The 18,857-nt window shown below is 62.5% G+C and carries 19 protein-coding genes; 9 read left to right on the top strand and 10 right to left on the bottom strand.

Annotation, left to right across the window (positions count from 1 at the left end):
* The first annotated feature begins 1 nt into the window (after position 1).
* A complete protein-coding gene (locus tag ACQKEN_RS15535) occupies positions 2 to 1,492 on the top strand; it encodes a phytoene desaturase (protein ID WP_427686753.1) in 1,491 nt (496 codons plus the stop codon).
* A complete protein-coding gene (gene crtB / locus ACQKEN_RS15530; protein ID WP_427686752.1) occupies positions 1,489 to 2,478 on the top strand; it encodes a 15-cis-phytoene synthase CrtB in 990 nt (329 codons plus the stop codon). The genes ACQKEN_RS15535 and crtB overlap by 4 nt, the downstream gene beginning before the upstream one ends.
* Here crtB and ACQKEN_RS15525 read toward each other — a convergent pair.
* Positions 2,360 to 2,905: a sterol desaturase family protein gene (locus ACQKEN_RS15525; protein WP_427686751.1), complete on the bottom strand. Its 546-nt coding sequence runs from the start codon at positions 2,903 to 2,905 to the stop codon at positions 2,360 to 2,362. The two genes, crtB and ACQKEN_RS15525, sit on opposite strands and share 119 nt — an antisense overlap.
* Before the next feature lie 393 nt (positions 2,906 to 3,298).
* On the opposite strand from ACQKEN_RS15525, the gene ACQKEN_RS15520 reads away from it, so the two are divergent.
* Entirely contained in the window at positions 3,299 to 4,120 is an 822-nt protein-coding gene (locus ACQKEN_RS15520) for a hypothetical protein (protein WP_427686749.1), read from the top strand.
* Between the two features lie 103 nt (positions 4,121 to 4,223).
* Positions 4,224 to 4,472, top strand: a complete 249-nt coding sequence (locus ACQKEN_RS15515; RefSeq protein WP_427686747.1) for a hypothetical protein — start codon at positions 4,224 to 4,226, stop codon at positions 4,470 to 4,472.
* 170 nt (positions 4,473 to 4,642) lie between these two features.
* Here the strand turns inward: ACQKEN_RS15515 and ACQKEN_RS15510 are convergent, their stop codons facing one another.
* Both ACQKEN_RS15510 and ACQKEN_RS15505 read right to left on the bottom strand, forming a co-directional pair.
* Positions 4,643 to 5,404 (bottom strand): SDR family NAD(P)-dependent oxidoreductase, encoded by a 762-nt coding sequence (locus ACQKEN_RS15510; protein WP_427686806.1) that lies wholly within the window; start codon positions 5,402 to 5,404, stop codon positions 4,643 to 4,645.
* A gap of 123 nt (positions 5,405 to 5,527) precedes the next feature.
* Complete coding sequence (locus tag ACQKEN_RS15505) at positions 5,528 to 7,930, bottom strand: glucose/quinate/shikimate family membrane-bound PQQ-dependent dehydrogenase (RefSeq protein ID WP_427686746.1); 2,403 nt, start codon at positions 7,928 to 7,930, stop codon at positions 5,528 to 5,530.
* Between the two features lie 548 nt (positions 7,931 to 8,478).
* On the opposite strand from ACQKEN_RS15505, the gene ACQKEN_RS15500 reads away from it, so the two are divergent.
* Positions 8,479 to 8,826 (top strand): hypothetical protein, encoded by a 348-nt coding sequence (locus tag ACQKEN_RS15500; protein ID WP_427686744.1) that lies wholly within the window; start codon positions 8,479 to 8,481, stop codon positions 8,824 to 8,826.
* Between the two features lie 82 nt (positions 8,827 to 8,908).
* Complete coding sequence (locus ACQKEN_RS15495; protein ID WP_427686743.1) at positions 8,909 to 9,640, top strand: GNAT family N-acetyltransferase; 732 nt, start codon at positions 8,909 to 8,911, stop codon at positions 9,638 to 9,640.
* Between the two features lie 8 nt (positions 9,641 to 9,648).
* Here the strand turns inward: ACQKEN_RS15495 and ACQKEN_RS15490 are convergent, their stop codons facing one another.
* From ACQKEN_RS15490 to ACQKEN_RS15480, 3 genes are read right to left on the bottom strand one after another with little or no spacing between them, the layout of a single operon-like run.
* On the bottom strand, positions 9,649 to 10,248 hold the full coding sequence (locus ACQKEN_RS15490) for a methyltransferase domain-containing protein (RefSeq protein WP_427686742.1): 600 nt from the start codon (positions 10,246 to 10,248) through the stop codon (positions 9,649 to 9,651).
* Positions 10,245 to 11,006 (bottom strand): PIG-L deacetylase family protein, encoded by a 762-nt coding sequence (locus ACQKEN_RS15485; protein WP_427686740.1) that lies wholly within the window; start codon positions 11,004 to 11,006, stop codon positions 10,245 to 10,247. The genes ACQKEN_RS15490 and ACQKEN_RS15485 overlap by 4 nt, the downstream gene beginning before the upstream one ends.
* Positions 11,003 to 12,049, bottom strand: coding sequence for an acyl-CoA dehydrogenase family protein (locus ACQKEN_RS15480; RefSeq protein WP_427686739.1), 1,047 nt, complete (start codon positions 12,047 to 12,049; stop codon positions 11,003 to 11,005). Before ACQKEN_RS15480 ends, ACQKEN_RS15485 begins: the two co-directional genes overlap by 4 nt.
* A gap of 440 nt (positions 12,050 to 12,489) precedes the next feature.
* Between ACQKEN_RS15480 and ACQKEN_RS15475 the strand changes: the two genes are divergently transcribed.
* Positions 12,490 to 13,098, top strand: coding sequence for an SCO family protein (locus ACQKEN_RS15475; protein WP_427686737.1), 609 nt, complete (start codon positions 12,490 to 12,492; stop codon positions 13,096 to 13,098).
* Positions 13,098 to 13,589, top strand: a complete 492-nt coding sequence (locus tag ACQKEN_RS15470) for a copper chaperone PCu(A)C (RefSeq protein ID WP_427686735.1) — start codon at positions 13,098 to 13,100, stop codon at positions 13,587 to 13,589. Before ACQKEN_RS15475 ends, ACQKEN_RS15470 begins: the two co-directional genes overlap by 1 nt.
* Positions 13,590 to 14,020: 431 nt before the next feature.
* Here ACQKEN_RS15470 and ACQKEN_RS15465 read toward each other — a convergent pair whose 3' ends face one another.
* The 4 genes from ACQKEN_RS15465 to ACQKEN_RS15450 all read right to left on the bottom strand — a co-directional run bounded on the left by ACQKEN_RS15465 (position 14,021) and on the right by ACQKEN_RS15450 (position 17,433).
* A complete protein-coding gene (locus tag ACQKEN_RS15465; RefSeq protein ID WP_427686805.1) occupies positions 14,021 to 15,295 on the bottom strand; it encodes an Nramp family divalent metal transporter in 1,275 nt (424 codons plus the stop codon).
* 150 nt (positions 15,296 to 15,445) lie between these two features.
* A complete protein-coding gene (locus tag ACQKEN_RS15460; RefSeq protein WP_427686733.1) occupies positions 15,446 to 16,111 on the bottom strand; it encodes a glycosyltransferase in 666 nt (221 codons plus the stop codon).
* A gap of 197 nt (positions 16,112 to 16,308) precedes the next feature.
* Positions 16,309 to 16,872, bottom strand: coding sequence for a type 1 glutamine amidotransferase domain-containing protein (locus ACQKEN_RS15455; protein ID WP_427686731.1), 564 nt, complete (start codon positions 16,870 to 16,872; stop codon positions 16,309 to 16,311).
* A gap of 213 nt (positions 16,873 to 17,085) precedes the next feature.
* Positions 17,086 to 17,433, bottom strand: a complete 348-nt coding sequence (locus tag ACQKEN_RS15450) for a hypothetical protein (protein WP_427686729.1) — start codon at positions 17,431 to 17,433, stop codon at positions 17,086 to 17,088.
* A 299-nt stretch (positions 17,434 to 17,732) separates the two neighbouring features.
* Between ACQKEN_RS15450 and ACQKEN_RS15445 the strand changes: the two genes are divergently transcribed.
* Positions 17,733 to 18,818 (top strand): glycoside hydrolase family 3 N-terminal domain-containing protein, encoded by a 1,086-nt coding sequence (locus ACQKEN_RS15445; RefSeq protein ID WP_427686727.1) that lies wholly within the window; start codon positions 17,733 to 17,735, stop codon positions 18,816 to 18,818.
* Positions 18,819 to 18,857: the final 39 nt, after the last annotated feature.

Here is an 18,857-nt window from a genome sequence, read left to right as displayed (position 1 = left end):
AATGACTCAAGCAAAAAGCGCAATTGTGATTGGTGCCGGTTTCGGCGGCCTGGCCCTGGCCATCCGGCTTCAGGCGGCGGGCGTGCAGACGACGTTGCTGGAAAAACGCGACAAGCCCGGCGGCCGCGCCTACGTCTACGAAGATCAGGGTTTCACCTTCGACGCGGGACCGACGGTGATCACCGACCCGACAGCCATCGAAGAGCTGTTCACCGCCGCCGGCAAATCCATCAAGGATTACGTCGAGTTGCTGCCCGTGTCGCCGTTCTACCGCCTGTGCTGGGAAGACGGGACGAAGTTCGATTACGCCAACGACCAGCAGTCTCTGGACACCCAGATCGCGGCACTGAACCCCAAGGACGTCGCCGGTTATCAGCGCTTCCTGGCGTACTCCAAGGCGGTCTTTCAGGAAGGTTATCTGAAGCTCGGTGCAGTGCCGTTTCTGTCCTTCCGCGACATGGTTCAGGCCGGCCCGCAGCTGGCGAAGTTGCAGGCATGGCGCAGCGTGTATTCGATGGTGTCGCAGTTCATCGAGGACGACAAACTGCGCCAGGCGTTTTCCTTTCACTCGCTGCTGGTCGGCGGCAATCCGTTTGCCACGTCTTCCATCTACACGCTGATTCATGCCCTGGAACGCCAGTGGGGCGTGTGGTTTCCCAAGGGCGGGACCGGTGCGCTGGTGCAGGGCATGGTCAAGCTGTTCGAGGACATCGGCGGGCGCGTCGAGCTGAACGCGGATGTTGCCAGCATTGAAACCAGTGCCCAGAGAGTGACGGGCGTGCGCCTCAAGGATGGCCGGCAGATCAACGCCGATTGCGTGGCCTCCAACGCCGATGTCATGCACACCTACGCCGAGCTGCTGGGCGGCCATCCGCGCGGGGTCAAGGAAGGGGCGCGATTGAAGGGCAAGCGCTTCAGCAATTCGCTGTTCGTCATCCACTTCGGGCTCAAGCGCCCGCAGCCCCAGTTGCAGCACCACACCGTGTGCTTCGGCCCGCGGTACAAGGCGCTGATTCAGGAAATTTTCAAGGGCGCGGCGCTGGCCGAAGATTTCTCGCTGTACCTGCACGCGCCGTGCATCACCGACCCGAGCCTCGCGCCACCGGGCTGTTCGAGCCATTACGTGCTGTCGCCGGTGCCGCACCTGGGCAATGCCGATATCGACTGGGAAGTGGAGGGGCCGCGCTACCGCGATCGCATCTTCGCGTATCTGGAGAAGTACTACATGCCGGGTCTGCGTGAGGACCTGGTCACCAGCCGCATCTTCACGCCGCAGGATTTCAAGGGCGAGCTCAACGCACACCTCGGTTCGGCATTTTCCCTTGAGCCGATCCTGCGCCAGAGCGCGTGGTTCCGCCCCCACAACCGCGACGCGAGCCTGAGCAATCTGTACCTGGTTGGCGCCGGCACGCACCCGGGCGCGGGTGTGCCGGGCGTCATCGGTTCGGCCAAAGCCACGGCCGGGCTGATGCTGGAGGACCTGCACGCATGAGCGTCGCCGATCAGGCGCTGCTCGACCACGCCACCCAAAGCATCGAAGTCGGCTCGAAAAGCTTCGCCGCCGCATCACGCCTGTTTGACCCGGTCACGCGTCGCAGCGCCGTGATGCTCTACGCGTGGTGCCGGCATTGCGACGACGTCATTGACGGTCAGGAAGCGGGACACTCGGCGTCGGTGGTCAGTCAGCAGGAAGTCACCGAGCGCCTGCAACGGCTGATCGCCCAGACCCACGCCGTCTACGCCGGCACGCCGACCCACAGTCCGGCGTTCGAGGCGTTCCGGGAGGTTGTTCTGCGCCATGGCATCGAGCAGCGTTACGCCCTGCAGCATCTGGACGGCTTCGCGATGGACGTCAGCCAGCGCGAGTACCGGTGCATCGAGGACACGCTAGAGTACTGCTATCACGTGGCCGGCGTTGTTGGCTTGATGATGGCGCAGATCATGGGCGTGAGTGAGGAGGCGACCCTCGACCGCGCCTGCGATCTGGGTCTGGCCTTTCAACTGACCAACATCGCCCGGGACATCGTTGAAGACGCCTCGGTGGGCCGCTGCTATCTGCCGAGTGAGTGGCTGGATGAGCTGGGCATTCCCCACGATCGCCTTGCAGCGCCGGAGTTTCGCCCGGCAGTGGCGGTGCTGGCGAAGCGCTTGGTGAACATGGCCGAGCCGTACTACGAGAGCGCCAACGCCGGCCTGACCGCGCTGCCGTGGCGCTCGGCCTGGGCGGTGGCGACGGCGGGGTGCGTCTACCGCGAGATCGGTGTGAAGGTCAGGCAGCGCGGCGCTCGGGCGTGGGATGCGCGGGTGTCGACCAGCAAGCTGGACAAGCTGCGTCTGGTGTTAGTGGGGGCGTGGAAGGCTAGCGCGTCTCGAGGTCGGCACTGGCCGGCGCGGCCTGCGAACCTGTGGCAACGTCCGGGTCGGATTTGTGCAACGGGCCGTCATGCAAGCGTCGAAGCTGGGCGCGTAAACGAGTGACGCTCGGCGCGTAGAGAAAGCCGAACGACACGCAACGCTCCTTGCCCGACACCGCGTGGTGCATCAGATGCGCCTGGTACAGGCGCTTGAGATAGCCATTGCGCGGCACGTATTTGAACGGCCAGCGCTTGTGCACCAGCCCGTCGTGGGCAACGAAATACAGAAAGCCGTAAGCGGTCATGCCCGCGCCGATCCATTCCAGCGGGTGCGCTCCCGCAGTGCCCAGCGCGATCAGCACGATGGCGAACCCGGCGAACACCACGGCATACAGATCGTTCTTCTCGAACCAGCCGGTTCTCGGCTCATGGTGCGACTTGTGCCAGCCCCAGCCCCAACCGTGCATGATGTACTTGTGCGCAAACACGGCAAAGCCCTCCATGCCGATCACGGTTGCGAAAAATACGAGGGCATTGATCATCGGGTTCATCCGCGCAAAAGTCTCTGCATCAGACCGTCATAGGACCGACGGTGTTCGGTGCGTGATTGTCGCATGCCGTTGGCCGAAGGCGGAGGTCGGTTGTCGGTTGTTGATTTATGGCGTAAACGCTGATGCCTTCCCGGCCAAGCCCATCTCACCCATGAAGACACACAACCCCACTCTGTAGGAGCCGGCTTGCTGGCGAACGCGGTGGGTCAGCCGTGAATATGTTGACTGACACTACGCATTCGCCGGCAAGCCGGCTCCTACGGTCTATACCCGACGTGATTACTGAGGTGTCGCATAGTGTGTGTCATCCAGTTCGCGGTGTGCCCCGTAGACGCACTGCGCTGGGCAACTGTATCTTCGCGCGCTTTATTCTGTGTCGTTCAAGGATGATCAATGTTTCCTGCTCTGCTTGTGTCCCGCCTGTCATTACTTCGCCCCAAATCCCCCTCGCTCCGCTTGACCGCGATCGCCAGCATGGCCTGTGCCCTGACGGCCTGTGAGTCCCGTCAGGTGGGGTCTCCTGCCGCCGCCTCCGCCCCAGCCGTCCCGAGCCCGGAAGAAATCAAGAAGCAGCAATTCCATACCTTCGTCACGCGTTTCCAGTCCATTCTCGGAAATAGAGCGCTAGAGGCCAACAGCGAAGGCCTGACGGGTGAGGTCCGCCTGCTCATCAAGCTCAATCGCAACAACGAGGTCTTCAGTTGCGAAACCCAGGCCACGGGCCTTGCCACGGCAAATGCACCGGTGGCCGAGCTTTCAAAAAAGGTGTGCTGGAGCGCAGTGTTCCCGATCGTACCCGGGGACCGGTTGAACAAGGACGGCAACGTGGAAGTCGTCGCCCCCTTGATCTACGTGCCAATGACCGATATCCAGCGCTTGTCCATGCAGCCCCGGTATCAGCAATACGCGCAGGGCCGGTATTTCGCCGAGCGGACACTGATGAAATCACCGCCCGGCAGCATTGGCGTGGTCACCTTCGAGTATCTGGCGAACAAGCAGGGCAGGGTTCAGGAATGCGTCGTCAACCTCGAACGCCACCGCGAACGGCCGGAGGCCTTCACCTACGACAATGTTCTGCAAAGCCGACTGACCGAGCAGTGCAAGCATCTCGACATTGCGCAGATGCCGGGTTTCTCCGTGGATGAAACCGGCGTGTCCAGAGGCGCGGTAGCGTTCGAATACAGCCCATGGATGGCCGGGCCCCGCGCGCGCTAAAAACTGGGTTGATCATGGCGCTGAGCACCGCGGGTCATAACCGAGTGAACTGTGCGCGCCGCCTGCGGCCTCAGACTTACACCCGCTAAAGGAGGCCAAGGCCATGAACAACGACGAATTCAATCAATACGACGCAGAGCGCTTCCACGGTCAGGTCGCCGAGCAACTGGGCATCAGCGTGGAAGAGCTGAAAACCTGGATGATCAACGACATCGAGCGCGTCACCGAAGGCGGCGAGGAGGTGGGGCACATGGTGGTGTTCCGCGAGTCCACGCCGGACGAGGTGCTCGACAAGCTCAAGAACCCGCAGAGTCGTTATACGGCGATGACGGGTGTGATCGAGACTGACTAAGGTCCAGGCGCCCGCCATTACTTACACCGGCGGGCCACGCGATTTTCCCGTCCTGATGAGGCCAAGTCGTGGTGTCCACTTCAATGTCAGTGGGTATCGTGCCTTGGCTTTTTCAATAAGGGTAGGCCCCGCAGCCGCTTCTCGCGCCGCCCCTGCGCAGAGCGCGGATCCTAGGTCAGATTCAATCCGCCGTCTGACAGCAATATCTCACCGGTCAAGTAGTCTGAATCAACCAACATGACAACAGCGTTTGCAATGTCGTCCGGGCTGGCTGCCCTGCGCATTGGCGCGCGATCTCGCCACAACGCCTGGGCAGTTGTCCACTCTGCGGTGAGAGGCGTATCGACCAGGCCAGGCGCCACAGCATTTACGCGAATGTCTGGCCCAAGTGACACCGCCAGCAGGCGGGTCATGTGATTGAGCGCCGCTTTGCTCACCGCGTAGGGAATGGATGCGCCCTTGGGCCGGACACCCGCATGGGAACTGATGTTTACAACGCTACCTGCGCGACGGAAGCGAGCGGCATCGCGTAATGCGGATTCGGCCAATGCGACCAGGTGGAACGGCGCCACCACATTGATCTCGTTAAGTTCGTGCCACACCGCCGACGTGGCCGAGGCAAGATCGCTGTGCGGAATAACTCTGCTGATGCCGGCGTTATTGACCAGTACATCGAGCTGACCCCACGCGGCGATCGCCTCCTTAACGAGCCTGACCCTGTCAGCTTCAACGGCAAGGTCAGCTTGCACGTAGACCGCCTGTTTCATTTCGGCAGCCATAGCGCGACCTGTATCCGCAGAGTTTCGCGAATGGAGGACCACCGCATAACCCGCCCGGCTCAGGGTACGTGCAATGGCCGCGCCGATACCGGAGGTCGATCCTGTGACCAGCGCGACGCGCAGTGCGTTATCGATTGGCGGATTGGGATTCATATTGAGATCTCGAAAGGGTTGCCAAGAATTACCACTCACACAGTCGTCGTGCCAGCGCGGCAAAAAACGAGCAAAAAAGAGCCCGATCACTCGGGCTCTTTTTACTTGCCGCTCAGCGGTCGATTATTTCGACGGCAGGGCGTAGGCGATCAACGAGTCGCCCATCTTGGTACCAAACGAGCCATGCCCGCCGGCCATGATGACAATGTATTGCTTGCCGTTGCTTTCATACGTCATCGGCGTTGCCTGACCGCCTGCCGGCAAGCGCGCTTCCCAGAGCAGATCGCCATTGGTGACGTTGTAGGCGCGCAGGTAGTTGTCCTGCGTACCGGCGATGAACATCAGGTTCCCGGCCGTGGAAATCGGCCCGCCCAGCATCGGCACACCGATTTTCAGCGGCGGCAGTTGAATGCCTTTCAGGCTGTCGCGGATGGTGCCGATGCGCTTGCGCCAGACCACATCGTGGGTCTTCATGTCGACGCCGGCAACATAGCCCCACGCCGGCTCTTTGCACGGCAGGCCCAGGGGCGACAGGAAGGCGTTGATTTCGACGCCGTAAGGCACGCCGTACTGAGGCTGAATGCCCATTTCGGTACCGCTGCCGGTGGCACCTTCTTTAGGCCACAGTGGGTTGTTCGGGCCACGGGGGATCAGCTTGGACACGAACGGCAGGGCCATCGGGTTCATCAACGCAACCTGACGGTCGGCGTTCACCGAGATGCCACCCCATTCGAAAACGCCCAGGTTGCCCGGGAACACCAGCGTGCCTTGCTCGGACGGCGGCGTGTACTGGCCGTTGTAGGACAGCTGCTTGAAGATCACGCGGCAGACCAGTTGGTCGAACATGGTCGCGCCCCACATTTCCTTGTCGGTCAGCGTTTGAATCGACGTCAGGTTAAGGTCCGAGCGCGGCTGAGTCGGGCTGACCCGATCGCCAGGCGCGGCTTCACCGGCGGGCACCTGCATTTCATGGACCGGCACGATTGGCTTGCCATCGCGACGGTCCAGCACGAACAGGTTGCCGGCCTTGGTCGGCACGTACACCGCAGGGACGGCTTCGCCGCTGCCGGTTTTGACGTCGGCCAGGGTTGGCTGAGCCGGTACGTCCATGTCCCACAAGTCGTGGTGGGTGGTCTGGAAGCTCCACACCAGTTTGCCGGTGGAACCGTTCATCGCAACGATCGAGCTTGCATAACGTTCCATCACCGGGGTGCGATTGCCGCCCCAGATGTCCGGCGTCGGGTTGCCGGTTGGCACATAGACCACGTCGGTTTTCGCGTCGTACGCCAGCGGTGCCCAGGCGTTTGGCGAGTTGTTGACCAGGGTCTTGCCGTCGCCCGGAATCGCGTTCGGGTCTTCAGCGCCGGTGTCGAAGATCCACTTCAGCGCGCCGGTGTTGACGTCGTAGCCACGGATCGCGCCGGAAGGCTCGTGCACCGACAGGTTGTCGGTCACCGAACCGCCGATGATCACGGTGGTGCCGGTCACGACAGGCGGGGAGGTGGGTTCGAGGCCGCCCGGATACGGGTAGGGCTGCAGGTGCAGCAGGTCCAGTTCGCCGTTTTTGGCGAAGTCGGCGCACGGTGCGCCGGTGTCAGCGTTGATGGCGAACAAGCGACCGTCGTTGACCGGCAGGAACACTTTGCGCGGGCAACTGGTGGCGACCGGTTGGGTGCCTTCGAGGCTTTTCGCAAACTGAGTGGTGTCAGCCTGATCGAAGTAGGCGACGCCACGGCAGGTCAAGTGCTGGAAGGACGGATCGGATTTGAGCTTGGGATCGAATCTCCACTTCTCCTTGCCAGTGGCCGGGTCCAGCGCCACCAGGATCTGGTGGGTGGTGCAGATGTACATGTTGTCGCCAACCTTGATCGGCGTCAGTTCGTTGGTGGTTTCACCGGAGTCGTTGGCGGTTTTCGATTCTCCGCTGTTGAAGGTCCAGGCCACCTGAAGGTCTTTGACGTTGCCTTCGTTGATCTGGGTGAGCGGCGAATAGCGCGTGCCCGACTGGGTGCGGCCATAAGCAGGCCAGTCGCCGTTGGCGATGCCTTCGACAGGCTGGTGCTGCGCCGGTTGCGCCGTCGCCATGCTGCCGTTGATTTCCTGCGGGTCGTTGAAGATGGCATACACCATCACCACGATCGCCAGCGCCAATGTCGCGGATAAAAAGGTTTTGCCCGGCTTCAGACGCTCCGGAATATCACGGGTGACGCCCGGGATCAGCAGCCACAGACCCAACACCCCGAGAATGTCGAAACGCGGCACCAGCGCCCAGAAATCCGTGCCGGCTTCCCACAGGCCCCAGACCACGGTGATCAGCATCAGCGCGCCATACAGCCAGAGCGATGCAGCTGAACGTCGCCACAACAGAACGGCGAACACCAGCAGCGCGACGCCCATAAACAGATAATAAAAAGAGCCGCCCAATGTGAGCAGCCAGATGCCGCCTACCATCAGAAACAGGGCAAAGATGCCTGCAATGATGGAAGTAAAACGCCTCAGCCCTGAAGCTTTTGATAAGTCATTCATCGATGTTCCCCCTTGGGATGTAGTGCATGGACTGTGCGCCGTATATGGGGTTCAACTCCCGGACCTGCGGTTTAGATGAAATTTTTCGGCATCACTGACCACCCGCTCTTCCAAGCATAGGCCCTGTTTACGATCTGATCCCGGGTGAAAAGCATTCAGATGGCGAACGGCGTGGCTTCGCGCGAGTTCAGGCGTTGATCAGGGCGGGTGAAAGGGCACGTAAAGTGCGCTTGAAAGGGACACGGCCATGCGCGCAGCGGCTGCATTCCATTGCTCAGAGTTGCGAGGGCTGTGGGTGCGTACTAGAGTCATTTACAGCCCATTCAGACTAAGAGCAGGTTTATAAGCGAGGGAAGTCCTCGGAACTCCATCAAGCCTGCGAGTCAATAACGTGCTGGAAGTCGAAGTTCACTATGGATAAACGGTTTAGCAGGACGCGAGCCACACTGACGCTGTTATGGGCGGCGTTCGTGTTGTGCGCGTCGGGCTGTACTGGCACCGGCAGCAACACCAGGACATCTGGACTGTCGTTAGTGGATTACACCTCAGTGAGCGCATCGTCTCCGCCCCAACACCTCACCGGCCTTTGGACCGGCCCCCATGCCGGCGGCACCTTCTACGTGGAAATTTTCGAGGACGGCGACCTGCGCACGTGCTTGAGCGCTCCACCTTATTACCAGGCGATGGATGGAAAGTTCGCCGATGAGGCGTTGTACCTGGAGGACGGCACCCGCATCGAGTTTCTGCCAGCGGGAGAACGGCGCATCACGCTCTATTCGCCTCCCGGCAGGCCGGTCACCACGCTGGAGCGGAGCGTGCCGGGTGACTCCGCCAGCGAATGCCTGGGAGGTGCCGCTGACGTCCAGCGCCGACTTTCCCACTGGGCTGCGCATTAGCGGCAGGGTTCGATAACGGAGTCAATGCGCGGGTATCATGCACGGCTCGAACCCACCGCCCGACCCCGAATTCAGGATCACAATGCCCAGCCCCACGTTTACTGTCATGCGCCTCGACGCCACGCCACCGGAATCGATCAAGAGCCAGATCATGCAGATGGTGATTGATTACGTCACCGAGCTCAGCATGGTCGCCATTGCCCCGAGCAATCCGTTGTACCCGCTGTATCAATACGGCGTCGGCCATGAGGTGCATCAGTACGTGCAGGCGATGGACGGCTCGCGGGGGATTGCGGTGGAATTGATCGTGGCGCTGGACGCCGAGGATCCCTCCGTCGTTATCGGCTTTTTGCTCTATCTGCCGGTTCAACAGGACCCGCAGGCGTGCGCCGTGGCGTACATGGCGGTGCAGACGGCGCGCCGTCGTCAGGGCGTGGCGCGGGCCATGCTGACGAAGATGACCGAACGCTACCCCCACGCCGAGCTGGCCTGCTTCGTCGCGAAGGTGCCGGTGTTCGAGGCCCTGGGCTTTCAGGTATTGGGCGCGCGCGGGCCGCAGGTGCTGATGAACACCCGCGAGCAGCAAACCGACGGCCTGTTGGCGGTGCTGGACATCGCGCCGATCTACAACTCGCTGGAAGTGCGGCAGATCCACAGCTATCTGTTGAAACAGCACGGCAAACGCGCAATGACCGATGCGGAGAAACAGCGCGATCGGCACATCGACCAGTTGACCCGGCAGGCGCGCCTGTTCGTCAACGGACTGCTGGGCGAGTCAGGCGCGCAGGCGTTTATCGGCCCGCAGATCGTCTAACCCAGAGATCAGCGAACGGCCTCGTTGAGGTCGATGCCGCGCGGGTCCTTGATCCACATTTCCAGCAGAAAATCCCGCTCGGCGTGATGCAGCGTGCGTTCCATGGCCAGGTGGCGGGCGAGGACCTGATGCACTTCGCGGCCCTCCATCGGGCAGCCTTCAATCGGGTGCAGCCAGTGGCACGCCAGCACCGCGCCGTCCGGCGTCAGGCTTTCGCGAATGCGCTCGATGATCTCGCCAAAGGCATCGGGCGTCAGGTAGTAGGCCCATTCGCTGATCACCACCAGCTCGAATTCCCCCGCCGGCCAGTCCTGGGGCAGACAACCTTCCAGCACCTGAACATGGGCGTGCGCACTCAGGCGATCGCGGGCCAGGGTGACGGCCCGGGGGCTGAGGTCCATGCACAACAGCGCGTCGCACCGTTCGGCCAGGCGCAGGCTCAGTTCGCCATTGGCGCATCCCGGCTCGAAGATCCGCCCATAGCGCTGGCGGGGCAGGGCGGCTAGGGTCAGGTCGCGTTTGCGATGCTCGTACCAACGCGTGCGGAAGGACCAGGGATCGTCGCTGCCGGCGAACAGTTCGTCGAAATACTCACCTGTCATGCTCACAGAAACACCAGTTCGAAGGGTTGCAGCAGACGCTCCAGCGTCTGCGGGTTCAGCACCGCCGGCGCACCGGTGCTCGGGTCGTTTTCCAGCTGACTCAAGTGGGCACCGATGGCCTCGCGCTTGCGCCGCAGTTGCTCCTCGCTGAGCCAGAATTTGCGAGCCTGCTCCCAGGGGATGCGTGGATCGTTCGGTTCAGCCCAGTGCCAGGCCCACACCGGGATTTCAACCAGCGTCGCGCCGGTGTTGGCGACCGCCTGGGCCGCGCAATGGCCGACGGCTTCGTGGTCGCAATGGCCGTCGTGGCGCCAGGTGGTCAGCAACACGTCCGAGGGACGCAGGTCTTCGGTGAGCAGCGCAATCAATGAGTCGGCATGCTCGGCCACTTGGCCGTCGCCCATACCGAGCCGTTGCCAAGACAACCTCGACACGTCCAGGCCCAGATGAGCGACGGCCTGCTCGCTTTCCCGACGCCGCTCCGTGCGCAGGCGTTGCACGGGCCACAGCGGTGATTGCGGATGGCTGCCTTCGCCGTCGGTGACGGCAACCAGCTGCACATCGTTCTGACGCTGGGCCATCGCCGCGAGCAGGCCGCCGCAGGTCAGCACCTCGTCGTCGGGGTGCGGCGCGAGGACGATCAGGCGCGCGCCGGGTGGGACCAGTTCTTCCAGGGTGATCGGGCGCACGCCGCGCAACGCCACGCTGTTCTGCCAGGCGCTTAACGGGGTGCCGGTTACGCCGAAAGGGTGTGCTTCGTTCATAGTGACCAATCCTCGGTTTCGCCCGTGGCAACTCGCTGGCCCAGATGCGCCAGGTCGCGTTCGGCGTGGCTTTGTCGGATAAACACCTGCAGGTCGGCGGCCAGACGCGCAAAGTGCGGGTCGCGGCAGAAAGGCGTCGCGCCCAGCGCCCGACTGACATGCCGGCACACCTGTTCAACCGCCATTTCGACCTGCGCCCGCAGGCGCTGTACCCGCAGGCTCGCGTCGTCCTTCGGATGCGCGTCGATCCATGCAGCGCATTCGCGCAAGGCCGCCGCCGCGCCACACAGCGCGGCATCGGCGCTGCCCAGGTGAGCGTCGGCGTGGGGTTCCGGCCGTCCGTGATGCCGGTGCGCGCGCAAGCTTTTCGCCAGCGCCACTGCCGCGCCGTACCAGGCCGCGGCGATGCCGGCGCCGCCTTGCCAGAATCCGGGTCGGGTGAGGTACTCGCCGCTGTTGCCCACGCAAATACCGACCGCGCCGTCGAAGTGCACGTCGCCGCTGGCGGTGCCGGCCATGCCCACGGCCTGCCAGGTCTCGCTGCTGAAGCGCACGCCGGGCTGCTTCAGATCGACGGCCACCAGTTGCGGCGCCTCATCGCTGGCCCAGGCGGTGAGCAGGGCGTAATCCAGTTGTTGTGCGCCGGAGCACCAGGCCTTGCGGCCGTTGAGGCGAACCTTGTCGCCGTGGCGTTGGCTGAGCCCGACTTTGGCGTCGGGCGGTTCAGCGGCCCACACGCCCCAGATGCCGGGTGCTTCGAAAGGCGCGGTATTAAGCTCGTTAGCTCTCAATTCATGAAGCATGGCGAGGGCGTCGGTATGGCCTTCGTAGAGTTTGAGCAGCGCCAGATCGATTCCGGCCACCGTTGCCAGCTGGCGCCAGCGTTCAAGGGTGCGACCGCTGCCGGGTAACGGCAGTTGATCGAGTCCGCTGTCGAGGCAGCGCTGCATGGCGTGACGCAGGGGAGCGTCAGGCACGCGGGGATTGTCACGGTGGGCGAAATCCGCCAGCAGTGATTCAAGTCCTTGTGCATCGTCCCGCATGGCTGACTGTCTCCGACCCGTTGACGCCGACGCGAGGTGCGCGGGCTTTTGCCTGGCCCGCTTGCGCGGCCTGCTGATGAAATTCGGCAGCGCGAGCGGGTCGGGGTTCAAACATTTCTTCTGCCGGAACGGTTGAATGATCCCGGCAGGGAGGGTCCGCGAGGCCGCTAATCAACGCGACGTGGCCAGGTGCGCGGTTTTGTCGCAGTAAGCGTTTCCCGGCCCATGGGGGTCAAGGCGTGCAGCGTCGTCGAATGGCCTCCGTAAAGTTCGCTCGTAACCTATTCAAGCCGGTTATGCGCGACACTGTCTGGCACCTGTTTTTTTCGCTTCGTCCCTCCTGGCTAGCAGTGCGGCTGCCAATAACGCCTGCGGTGCCGTGAGGTGGACGAAAAAAGGGTTGGCGTTGGCGCCAGCCGCTGCTTTCGAGAGTTCGCCAGATGAATGAGTTTCTGACCCGCCGTCAGGTGGTCACCGGCATGGGCCTGTTGGGGCTGGGCCTGCTGGCCGGCTGTGACGGTTCGACCACTGCGCTGGATTTCAAGTACGGCAAAGATCTGAGCAACAAGATCATGGGCCGCACCTTCAAGCTGACCGACACCGACGGTGAGGTGAAAACCCTGTCGAGTTATCGCGGGCTGATGCCGATGGTGTTTTTCGGCTTCACCCAGTGCCCGGCCGTGTGCCCGACGGCGCTGGCTCGCGCTGCGCAGATCAAGAAGATGATGGGCGAAGACGGCAAGACGCTGCAGGTGATCTTCATCACCGTCGACCCCGAGCGCGACACGCCGCAGATCCTCGACGCCTACATCAAACAGTTTGACCCGACCTTCGTCGCCCTGCGCGGCACGCTGGAAGAAACCGCTCACGTCGCCAAAGAATTCGGCGTGTTCTACGAAAAGGTCCCGGCGGGGAACACCTACACCATGTCCCACACCGCCACCAGCTTCGTTTTCGACTCCCGGGGCAACCTGCGCCTGGGACTGTCGCCTTCGCTTTCCGCCAAGCAATGCGCGGAAGATTTGCTCACTGTCATGGAAGTCTGCTGATGAATGCCTTGTTGAATGCTGTTTCGCGCTCGTTCGTTTCGCGCACGTTGATGGTCTCCCTGTTGGCCGGCCTCAGCCTGAATGCGGTTGCGCAAACGCGGGTCGAGGATCCGTGGGTGCGTGCAACGGTGGCCGGGCAGCCTTCATCGGGGGCCTTCATGCGCATCACTGCCGACACCGACAGCACGCTGCTCAGCGTCACCTCGCCGGTGGCCAAAGATGTGCAGATCCACGAGATGAGCATGACCAACGACGTCATGCGCATGGGCCCGGTCGACGCCGTGCCGCTGCCGGCAGGCAAGACCGTGGCGCTGGACCCCGATGGTTACCACGTCATGCTCATGGGCCTGAACGGCCAGATCAAGGAGGGCGATCAGGTGCCACTGACCCTGACCGTCAAGACTGCCAAGGGCGAGACCGAAGTGGTGAACGTCACCGCCCCGGCCCGCGCCGCGATGGACATGAGCCATGACCACGGGATGACCCATTAAGCAGGATCGCGTATCCAGTGTAGGACCGGCTTCAGCCGGGAATGCGTCTGAAGCCACGCTGCAGATTGATGGTGTTCGAGCCGACGTCTTCCCGGCTAAAGCCGGTCCCACAAAGGCACCGCGTATCCAGTGTGGGACCGGCTTTAGCCGGGAAAGCGTCAGGCGCCACGCCGCAGAATTGATGGTGTTCAGACCTACGTCTTCCCGGCTAAAGCCGGTCCCACAAAATTGGGGCGCTGGCCTGACCGAATATCTGCATGAAATACAAAACCTGTAGGAGCCGGCTTGCTGGCGAAGACGGCAGCTCAGGTAGGGTGATGTCGGCTGAACAGACGCGTTCGCCAGCAAGCCGGCTCCTACGGATTGAGTTCGCCAGCAAGCCGTTATCTACGGGTGGAGTTTCTCAGCGAAATCGCAGACATCCCGGGACTTCAATCCCCAAACGCCCCCAGCAGCAACACCACGTTCAGCACGATGATCAGCAGCGCGATGCCCCAGGCCAGGCTCGTCAGAATGGGGCCGGTCACGAAATCGCCCATCAGCTTGCGGTCCGACACGAAGCGCACCAGCGGCACGATGGCGAAGGGCAGTTGCATCGACAGGATGACCTGACTCAGCACCAACAACTTGGCGGTGCCCTGGGCGCCGTAAATGCTGGTCACCACAATCACCGGAATGATCGCCAGCCCCCGCGTCAGCAGGCGGCGGATCCAGCCCGGCAGGCGCAGGCGCAGAAATCCTTCCATGACGATCTGACCGGCCAGGGTCGCGGTGACCGTGGAGTTGATCCCCGACGCCAGCAGCGCCACGCCGAACAGCATCGACGCCATGCCCACGCCCAGCATTGGCGAGAGCAAATGGTAGGCCTGCTCGATTTCCACCACGTCGGTCTTGCCAGCCTTGTGAAACACCGTCGCTGCTGTAATGAGGATCGCCGCATTGACGAACAGCGCGAGCGTCAGCGCGATCGTGCTGTCGGTCACCGCCCAGCGCAGGCCGATGCGTCGGCCTTCGTCCGTGCGCGGATAGGCGCGGGTCTGCACGATGGACGAGTGCAGGTACAGGTTGTGCGGCATCACCGTGGCGCCAATGATGCCGATCGCCAGATACAGCGCCTCGGGATTGGTCACCACCTCGGCCTTGGGGATGAAGCCGGCAAACAGCTCCGCGAGATCAGGCTGTGCCAGCACCATCTGGATCGCGAAGCAGCCGAAGATGACCAGCAGCAGCGCGATGACAAACGCCTCAAGCGCGCGGAACCCGCGGCCCATGAGCAGAAAAATCAGAAAAACGTCGACCGCCGAGATCACCGCGCCCCAGATCAGCGGAATGCCGAACAACAGGTTCAGCGCAATGGCAGTGCCGATCACCTCGGCCAGGTCGCAGGCAATGATCGCGATCTCGCAAGCAATCCACAGGGCGATGCACACCGGTCGGCTGCAACGCTCGCGGCAGGCCCGCGCCAGGTCCCATCCCGTGACGATGCCCAGCCGCGCCGACAACGCTTGCAGGACGATAGCCATGAGATTCGATAGCAGAATGACTGACAGCAGCAGGTAGCCAAACTTCGAACCACCGGCGATGTCGGTGGCCCAGTTGCCCGGGTCCATGTAACCCACGGCGACCATATAGCCGGGGCCGGTAAACGCGAGCAGCCGCTTGAACCAGTTGCCGGTCTTGGGCATGGCGACACTGGCGCTGGGCATGCCCCCGCCGAGTGTGTCGTCGCGGGGACTGGCAGGGTGATCGATGGGCGGCATTGAAGATTCCGGCGTCGGATAGGGAGTGATCATAAGTGGCAAGGGCAGGGCACTTTGGCCCTGCCGTGCGGTTTTAGCGAGTGCGCCTGGCCAACATCAGCTGGACAGCGAGGTCGCTGCCAGTGAGTTTAGATAATCCCCAAAGCCTTCTTTGCACCGGTAGTCTTTTCGTGCGCTGGTGGTGACGCTGTTCGCGGAAATCCACGCGATGGACGCGCCGATGCGCTGCAGGTCGGCGACCAGGTGCACGTCTTCATGGGCGGCCAACGCCTTGAAACCGCCGGCCCGCTGGTAGGCATTCGCGCTCACGCCCAGGTTGGCGCCGTGGATGTGCCGATGGTCATCGACCGGGCGGTACAGCGAGTCGTAGCGTTGGCGCACATGCTCGGGATGCCCGGACCAGTCATCGACTTCGACGATGCCGCACACCGCGTCCACCTTCAGGCTGACCTGATGCGCCAGCCAGGCATAGGGCACAACGCTGTCGGCGTCGGTGAACGCCAGCCAGCGGGCGCCTCGTTCAAGCATCAGTCGCGCGCCTTCTGCGCGGGTCATGCCGACGTTGCGGTAGGCGCAAACGTGGGTGGTAATGCCGTGGGCGGCCGCTACCCGGGCCGAGGCATCGGAGCAGTCATCCAGCATGATCAGGATTTCAACGGGCTCGCCGTGGAGGTCTTCGTGGACAGAAGCGGCGATCAGGGACTTGATGCAGTCGTCCAGGAAGTCTTCTTCGTTGTGTGCGGGGACAATAATTCCAATCATCGAAGTGTCTCGTCTCGGCACCTGCGCTGATCGCGGCGTCCTTCGATGTCGACCGAAGCGAGGGAAATTTGGTTTCAAGTATTTTCGTTTGCGAAGACCATCGCCTCGCGACTCAGGCGTAGGGGCATGTCCCAAACGCAGCGACGCCGCTGATCAGCGGCGTCGATGGCTTTACGTGATGGCGTGCGGATCAGGTTTCAGCCCGCCAGCAGCGCCTTGGCGATGGCCTCGTTGAACGCCGGCAGATCGTCCGGCGTGCGTGAGGTGATCAGGGTCCAGCCATTGGCCGGGCATTCCTTGACCTCGGCGTCCACCCAGTTGGCCGCGCCGGCATTGACCAGGTCAGTGCGCACGCTTGGGTAGGAAGTCAGGGTTTTGCCTTTGATCACGCCCGCATCGATCAGCAGCCACGGGCCATGGCAGATCGACGCCACGGTCTTGCCGGCGTCGGCGAAGGCTTTGACCAGCTTCTGGGCGTCGCTGTCCTGGCGCAGGGTGTCGGCGTTGACCGTGCCGCCGGGAATCACCAGTGCATCGAAATCATTGGCAGACAGGCCGGCCAGCTTAGTGTCAGACGTGACGACGGCGTCTTTGTCGGTGTCGTTCAGGAACAGTTGCGCACTGCCGCCCTCGATGGAAGCGTGAGTGACCGAAGCACCCTGACCTTTCAACGCTTCCAGCGGCTTGAGCAGCTCGTCGCGCTCGATGCCGGTGTTGGACGTGATGATCAAAACCTTCTTGCCGTTCAGTTGATTGCTCATGCTTTTTGCTTTCCTCTGAAATAAAAAGTGCTGAACCTGGCCCGCTATCAGCGGGCGGTGTCACTTTCAGAGGAAGCCGGAAAAGCAAAAGTTCAGCCCGATTGCGTGGCCGGGTGTCGGGGCGGTGGCTCTTGGGTGGGGCAGTGCACCCGGATTTCGGGCGCGATGAGCAATGCCGTGCGACGAAACGGCGCACCGCGATTCACACGGTGGTCACAGGCACTCGCGGACCGCTTTTTCCAGGGCATTGCGGCCAAAGGCCGACGACAGCGGGGCGCGCTGATACAGGAAAACCCGGGTGTTGGGGTTGCCTTTGTAGACCTCGAGAATTTCATCGGAGGCAATCTTGCCGGAGATCAGCAGTTTGTAGTGACCCTTGCTCTCGGTCATGGTCGTGCCGGGCTTGATCTGCTGCCACTTGGGGTAGATGCACTTGGCGTAGTCAGACGGCGTCTTGGCGGTATCAAAATTGAACGACGGGTTGTTCGGCGTAGAGCTGCAACCGGCCAGCACCACGGCCATGGCGCAGCCCAGTAACGAATACGGAAATAAACGGCGCATCAATTCATCCTGAATAAGGAAACGAAAACAATTCGACTGGGTCGATGGGCGCCTATGTTGACCAGCAACCGTGCAAATGAAAAGCGCACGCTTTGAAATTTTTCACTGCCCGTTGATGCCTCGCTGGCGCAGCCGCTACTGAGCCACTGGACCCTTCATCCTGAAGAATGACTTCGCTCATTAAATCGCTCATTGTTGCTCGATATGTTGCATAACGCTCGATCTATGAATAAAGTGAGCAAAATCGAGCAGGTTAGCGAGTCATCCTTGCTCGTCATTGCCTGATCGACGGAGAGCACATGCCACACGATGAACTGCAACGGGCTGCACGGTCAGTCTTGATGCCGGCGATTGCCGGCCTGGCGCTGGACGAGCCCGTGCGCCGGCATCTGCAAGGCGGCGGCGTGTCGGTACTGCTGGGCGAGACCCGCGGCGAATACCTGGCGCGGCGCATGAGTTTCGAGCGTCGCCGAGAAGAAACCGACGCGCAATTTTCCGCGATCGCCAGGGAGGCGGCGCTGTGTGCGGAGGCGCCGGTGCTGATCGCTGTGGATCAGGAGCTAGGCGGCATCCAGCGCCTGCACGGTCTGGTGCCCGGTATGCCGGCGTCGGCCGAATTGACCCACATGAGCACCGAGGACATCGAGTCGCGCTGTTATGAAATGGCCAGCTCGGCCCGGGTCATGGGCGTCAACCTGTTCCTGGCGCCGATTGTTGACGTGGTCACCGGTGCGAATCCCTGGCTGCACCAGCGCAACCTCGGGTCCGATCCCGCCGAAGTGGCGCGCATTGCCTGCGCATTCATCCGCGGTGTGCAACGGGCGGGCGTGATCGCCACGGCCAAGCACTTTCCCGGTCATCCCCAGCTTGAGCATGATCCGGCGGTGGAGCGAGCTACCGTCGCCGACAACGCCGCTGCCCTCAGCGACGGGCTGGAGGTGTTTCGGCAGGTCATTGCCGCAGGCGTCGGCGCGATCATGCCCGGGCCGGCGGTGTTCCCGGCGCTGGACCCGCAGCGGTCGGCCAGCACCTCGGCGGCGGTCATCGGTCTGCTGCGTGACGCGTTGGGGTTTGAAGGACTGATCGTGTCCGATGACCTCGATGCCGTTTCCATCCTGCGCGGCAACAGCATCGCCGACACCGCCGTCGCCGCCCTGAACGCCGCCGCGCACTTGTTGCTGGTTTCAGCCGAAGCGGGCCTGGACGACATCGCCCAGGCGATTCTCGCTGCAGTGACAGACGGACGACTCGAGGCGCAACGCCTGCTGGCGGCGGCACACAAAGTCCGCGCCCAAGCTCAGGCATCCCGAGCCCAAGTGGATTCAGGCCTGTACGTGTCCTACCCGGTCTCGGGCGGCCACCTCACCCGACGCGTCATGATGTGAACGCCCGCTGCTCGCTGCCAACCACTTGCAGCTTGCAGC

Origin of the sequence: Pseudomonas sp. NPDC078416 (assembly GCF_050268485.1) — a bacterium.
Taxonomy (GTDB): Bacteria; Pseudomonadota; Gammaproteobacteria; order Pseudomonadales; family Pseudomonadaceae; genus Aquipseudomonas.
This window is presented reverse-complemented; position numbering and strand designations above follow the sequence as displayed.